The 6319-nt window shown below is 62.3% G+C and carries 4 protein-coding genes; 3 read left to right on the top strand and 1 reads right to left on the bottom strand.

What is annotated here, in order from left to right; all coding sequences use genetic code 11:
• The first annotated feature begins 488 nt into the window (after positions 1-488).
• Together B2V90_RS19395 and B2V90_RS19390 are read left to right on the top strand one after the other, a co-directional pair.
• Entirely contained in the window at positions 489-650 is a 162-nt protein-coding gene (locus B2V90_RS19395) for a hypothetical protein (RefSeq protein ID WP_168136081.1), read from the top strand.
• A 913-nt stretch (positions 651-1563) separates the two neighbouring features.
• The gene (locus tag B2V90_RS19390; protein WP_293922882.1) at positions 1564-2040 is read left to right on the top strand and encodes a hypothetical protein; all 477 of its coding nucleotides are present in this window, start codon (positions 1564-1566) and stop codon (positions 2038-2040) included.
• Between the two features lie 417 nt (positions 2041-2457).
• Here B2V90_RS19390 and B2V90_RS19385 read toward each other — a convergent pair whose 3' ends face one another.
• A complete protein-coding gene (locus tag B2V90_RS19385) occupies positions 2458-2802 on the bottom strand; it encodes a response regulator (protein ID WP_168136084.1) in 345 nt (114 codons plus the stop codon).
• Between the two features lie 317 nt (positions 2803-3119).
• Between B2V90_RS19385 and B2V90_RS19380 the strand changes: the two genes are divergently transcribed.
• The gene (locus tag B2V90_RS19380) at positions 3120-6302 is read left to right on the top strand and encodes a PAS domain-containing protein (protein ID WP_293922879.1); all 3183 of its coding nucleotides are present in this window, start codon (positions 3120-3122) and stop codon (positions 6300-6302) included.
• Positions 6303-6319: the final 17 nt, after the last annotated feature.

Raw genomic sequence — 6319 nt, 5'->3', positions numbered from 1 at the left:
CGATTTTTGCAACAGAGCCCGGCGAAGCGTGCGACACGTTGCTCAAACGCGCCGATCAGGCGCTCTACGTAGCCAAGCATGAGGGCCGTAACGTGCTCAGGCTTGCCGCCTAATAGGTGTCACAACCATCCGGTTGTGAAGCCACCTTCTCGAAGTCGGCTCTCCGCGGGTTTCGAGGTGTCACAAACCCGCGGCACAACGCCTGCTGGGGGTGGTCATGAATACCCGCAGCCAAAAGCGGCGACTCATCTTTCCCAGAAGCGAACGACCAGCGGGGCGGCCGCAGCCCTGCCGTTCGAGATCGGCCAGCGAGACGGGCAAGGCTTCCCCATTGGGATGCTGAAGCGGGAAGGCGACAGCTTTCTCGCAACCCATGATCGGTGAGAATGCGGGCTGTCTCACGACGGCCGCGATGCTTGCAACGGCGCGTACAAACCGTGGCAATGGCCGATAGCCGTCGTCGGCGCGGCGCAAGGGAGACACGAATAATGAGCGTCTTTGACGGCTTTGCCCGACCTCCATGCGCCGAAACGCTCGGTTGGCAGCTCGTCGAAGTTGGTTCCGACAGCCCCTTACTTGCGTTGAAGGCTGCTCAATTGCTCGGACGTCCCGTCGAAGAGCTGTTCTGCCTTGACCCGCTCGAATGCTGACATGGGTCAGCAGCCATTTCCGATTGAGATCCTAACGGGAATGAGCTGACCGTCCCGCTGCCGTTCGCTTTTTTGGGAAGTACCGTCAGATGTCCGTTTCCGGACACCCGAGCGCTGCGGCTCGCCATAAGCGGCTCAAAGTCCAGTGATTTTGATGCTCCGGTCGATCATGACATACTGCACGCCGCCATATCACGCATAGGGGGCATAGTGCGGCAACAGGTCTGTTCCATTCTTGGCATAGCGTTGATGGTGGGGGCTGCCTGTAGTGCAGCGCATGGCAATCAACCGAAGGACTGGCCTGCGATTCTTCGGGAAGACGCTCAGGCGTTTCACGACTTAATAGGCCAGAATCATCCAGGTCCGGCGAACACGCTTGACCTACGCTTCACTTATTTAACAACCTGATTAATTTCAACCGATCCTAAAGAGCTTCCAAAGTGTCTTTATGAAACCTCACCTTTTGATCGTCGCGATACTCGCCTGCGCTGGCTGCGCGGCCAAGCCCATCGCGCTGCATCTTCCTGTTCGCTCCTTCACTCCAGACATAGCCCTGACCGCCCTTGCCAAGGGCAGGCTGACGGTTCGCGACGGCTGTATACGGATCGGCGATGCGCTGGTTATCTGGCCGCTCGGGTCGCGCCTCGTAAAGGAAGGTAGTGGGCAGTTCGTTGTTACGAGCGACGGGCGTCGATACGCTGTTGGCTCCTACGTGTCGCTAGGTGGCGGCGGCAGTGCCTCGCCGCCGATTGGACTCGCAGCACCCTTACCACCTGATTGCGATGGCCCGTTTTTCAGCTCGAATTAAGCCGCTGCTTCCCAAAACTCGATCGAGTTTCGGAAATTAGGACGAAGATGGTCAGCCTGGTCTATACGGTCGCGTAGTTGGCGGCTGCAATTAACAAGGGTCGTAATGGCGATGCGGGAATGCCGTCTAGAGAGCTATATCTGGCTTTGCATGTCAGTGACAATGGCGACCCTTGTAACTGCTTGTAGTCAAGAAAAGGTTCGCCATTCATATTTCTCCGAGTACAAGCCATTCGGTCTTGAGGAGCGATCACACTTTTCCAAGTATAAGGAAGTCGTAGAATCATACCTACACCAAAAAGCCCCCGGCGTCGACACCCATGCCTGTGTTCTAGGCCTGACCCGAGGACCTCGGGACACTGAAGCAGTGTGGGTCATTTGGCGTGAAGGCGATCGAGTCATTCGATGGTTCGCAGGTGAAGATAACCTTGATCTGTCGCCGCGCAACCTCAGCCTGACCAATGACATCGTTCCTACTGATGCCGATATTGGAACCAGCACCTATCTTGAAAGTCAGCCGTGGGTAGATGAATTAGAGCGGCTGTGTGAAGAACATGGTCATGGTGTGACTGCGACCGATTAACTATCCAACGAGACATCAGATGTTATTTTCTCGACTTGGAAGGGCCAGCGAGACGGCTGGCGCGTTCCCATTGGGATGGTAAATTGGGAAAGTGTGTGGCCTCCCACAACTCATACCGGGTGATGGCCGTCACCCATAAAGGTGCGCTTTACCCAAGGGTTGGATGTCGCAGCGTCGCCGGTTACGATGCCCTATGCTCAACCTTCTCGCCCGAATGAACGACGCGTTTGCCGCTGGGCAGTCGCTTGGCGCCTTGCGCAAGGGAACGGCTATCGACTGTCCGATTGACCATTCGGAAATCATGTTGCGTCTGAGCTGGATGGACGGTTTCAGCAAGGGGCGGTGCATTCTGGCGAAAGCCGCGGACTGGGGCGAGCTGTCGATCTGGCAATAGCCGATGACGCTAGGCGTCTCCACCTACACCATCTGACGAAACGCGTGCTTCAGCTCGCTTTCCCGGACCGGCTTGCCGAGAATGATCCCCGGCGGATTGCAGGGGTGGCACTCGGCAGGCGTCGCGCTGATGAAAATGACCGGCATCTCTCCGAGGCGGGCATGAATCCGGGCCACAGCCGCGGGTCCGGTGCCTTCAACCAGATTTACGTCCGAGGTTATCAGCCCGGGCGGGTGAGCGAGCGCGGCAGCAACCGCCTCTGCCTCCGTCACCGCAAAGTCGAACGAGGTGGCACCCGCCTCCTCCAGCATGGTCTGGATGTTCATGGCGATGAACGGTTCGTCTTCGATAATCAGTACGTGACACATTCACCGGCTCCGACCTGGAGCTTGGTAACGCAGGTTAGGGGCGTTAGGCGCCCGGCCATAGTCATTAATTCAGCCGCTTGTCCGGCCTCACCCCCTTCACCCGTGCGGTCGAAACGGCGAAGATGTTGGCCGTTTGTTCATTCGCTGCTAGATGTCGGCGGTCGCGGGCGAGCGGGGGGCTGCTGCGATGGATCGCCATCCACGACCCTCCTTTCCAACGGTAACGACGAGCAGTGCCGACACGACAAGAGGAAGCCGGCGCAAGGCCGGAAACGAACGAAACCGATCGCTTGGCGGCCCTTCGCCGGCACGACATCTTGGACACGCCGACCGACCGGAAGTTCGACCGGATCGTCGCGCTGGTGCAGAACATCTGCCGCGTGCCGATCGCGCTGGTCAGCCTGGTCGACGTCGACCGGCAATGGTTCAAGGCGAGGGGCGGCGTCGACATCGACCAGACGGCGCTCGACACGTCCGTCTGCGCGCTCGCCATTCGCCAGCGCGACGTGTTCCAGATCGACGACCTGACGGCCGATCCGCGCACAGCGTCGATGTCACTGGTGACCGGCGCACCGTATCTGCGCTTCCATGCCGGAGCGCCGCTCGTCACCCAAGACGGCCAAGCGCTGGGCAGCCTCTGCGCGATCGACACCGCGGCCCGGCCGGGAGGGCTGGACGCGGCGCAACGCGAGGCGCTGTCGCTGCTTGCCGAGCAGGTCGTCGAGCTGATCGAGAACCGCGACGCCATCCGCGAGCGCGATCACGCGATGGCGATGGATCATGCGTCGCGACGCCTCCAGGCGACCGAGGACCGGTATCAAGCGATCGTCGACTCCGCGATCGACAACGCCATCATCGCGATGGACGCCGACGGCATCGTCACGAGCTGGAGCGCCGGCGCCGAGCGCATCTTCGGGTGGACCGAGGCGGAGATGCTCGGCAGCCCCGCCGATCGCTTCTTCACGCCGGAGGATTGCGAGGCGGGCATTCCCGATCGCGAGTTCCGGATCGCGCGGAAGGAAGGCCGCGCCTCGGACGAGCGCTGGCATATCCGCAAGGACGGCAGCCGCTTCTACGCGCACGGCGCGATGACGCCGCTGCTCGGCGCCGACGATCCCGGCTTCGTCAAGGCGGTGCGCGACATCACCGCCGAGCACGAGACGAAGGTCGCGCTCGAGGATGCGCGGCGCACCGCGGAAGTCGTGACCACGGCCGCGCGCCTCGGCACGTTCGACTATGATCTGATCCACGACGTTCTGACCTGGGACGATGGCGCGCGGGCCTTGTTCGGCCTGCCGCCCGGAGCGCCGGTCAGCTACCAGGAAGCGTTCCTGCGGGGCGTCCACCCCGACGATCGCGCCGGTGCCGACGCCGCGGTGCAGTCGTCGCTCGATCCCGCAGGCGATGGCCTGTTCGAGACCGAGTACCGCACGATCGGGATCGAGGACGGCAAGCTGCGCCACATCGCCGCACGCGGGCAGACGTTCTTCGAGGATGGTCGCGCCGCACGGTTGATCGGCACCATCCACGACGTCACCGACGCGCGGCTCGCGGAGGCGAAGCTGCGCGAAACCGAGCAGCGGCTGCGCTTCGCCAACCGCGCGACCAACGATGCGATCTGGGACTGGGACCTGGTGCGTAATCACGTCACCTGGAACGAGGCGATCGAGCGGTCCTATGGGCATCGCCTTGCCGATGTCGAACCGACAGGCGATTGGTGGATCGACCACATCCACACCGAGGATCGCGGCCGGATCGATGCCAGCATCCATGCCGTCATTGATGGCGGAGGCACGGACTGGGCCGACAGCTACCGGTTCCGGCGTGCCGATGGCAGCTATGCCGACATCCGGGATCGCGGCTTCGTCATCCGTAGCGATGCCGGCGATCCCCTGCGCATGATCGGAGCCATGCTGGACGACAGCGAGCGGATGTCGCGAGAGAGGCAGCTTCGCGACGAGGCAGTCAATTTGGCTGAGCAGGTTGAGGTCAGCACCGCAGAGCTGGAAAGGTTGTGGAGCGCATCGCCTGACCTGATCGTCGTCGCCAGCACCGAAGGCGTCTATTCTCAGGCGAACCCCGCCTGGATGACGATCCTCGGCTACGAGGAGGTCGAGGTCATCGGCCGTGCCGCCACGGACTTCATCCATCCCGATGATGTCGCATCCACAGCCCGGGCGCTCGCCATCGCGCAGGTCGGCGAGCTGCCGCCCTACGTCTGCCGCTTCCGGCACAAGGACGGCAGCTATCGCTGGATATCGTGGGCCGCAGCCCCCGATCGCGGCGAAATCTTCGCGATCGGTCGCGACGTGACCGCCTCGCGCGAGGCGGACGAGGTGCTGCGTCAGACCGAGGATGCGCTGCGCCAGTCGCAGAAGGTAGAGGCGGTCGGCCAGCTCACCGGCGGTGTCGCCCACGACTTCAACAACCTGCTGACCGTCATCCGCGGCTCGGTCGATCTGCTGCGACGGCCGGGCCTCAGCGACGAGAAGCGCGTCCGGTATGTCGATGCGATCGCCGACACGGCCGACCGCGCGACGAAGCTCACTGCCCAGTTGCTAGCCTTCGCCCGCCGCCAGACCTTGCAACCGCAGGTCTTCGATGCGGCAGCGAGCATCGCGTCCCTGCAAGGGATGCTGCCGACGCTGACGGGATCACGAATCGAAACCCGCTATGACCTGCCGGAGCAGCCGACGCTCGTGCTGGCCGATCCCAGCCAGTTCGACACCGCGATCGTCAACATGGCGGTGAATGCGCGCGACGCGATGAACGGCGAAGGCAGTCTCGCCATCAAGGTCGAGATGGTGAGCGAACTGCCGGCATTGCGCAATCACGCCGCGATCCAACAGGATCATGTGGCCATCTCCATCGCCGATATCGGCACTGGTATCCTCGCGGAACGGATTGAGCAGATTTTCGAGCCGTTCTTCACCACCAAGGGTGTAGGCCACGGTACAGGGCTGGGCCTCAGCCAGGTGTTCGGTTTCGCCAAGCAATCCGGGGGCGATGTCGGGGTCGATAGCGAGGTGGGACGTGGGACGACGTTCACGCTCTACCTGCCGCTGGCGACCGCGGAAAAGCCGGCAGACATTGCCGAACGTCTATCGCTCCAGCCTCTGGAAGCGGGGACGTGCATCCTCGTCGTCGAGGATAATCGGGAAGTGGGCGAGTTCGCTACCCAGGCGCTCTCGGAACTGGGCCTCGGCTCACATTGGGTCGCGGATGCCGATGCGGCGCTCGTCGAGCTGGACCGTTCGCCCGATCGCTATCATGCCGTCTTTACCGATGTCGTCATGCCCGGACGCTCAGGCATCGAACTGGCGGACGAGATAGCCCGGCTTCATCCGCAGCTCCCGGTGGTGCTGACCAGCGGGTACAGCAATGTCCTGGCGCAGGAAGGCACCAAGGGGTTGCGGTTGCTGCGCAAGCCCTATTCCATCGAGGAGTTGGCCGAGGTGCTGGCCGAGGCGACCAATCAACCGGTGAAGGGTGGCAGTTAGGTCCAGTCGCCTCATTC

Origin of the sequence: Sphingobium sp. UBA5915 (assembly GCF_002431195.1) — a bacterium.
Lineage (GTDB): Bacteria > Pseudomonadota > Alphaproteobacteria > Sphingomonadales > Sphingomonadaceae > Sphingobium > Sphingobium soli.
The sequence above is the reverse complement of the archived record's forward strand: the minus strand, read 5'-3'. Positions and strand labels throughout refer to the sequence as shown.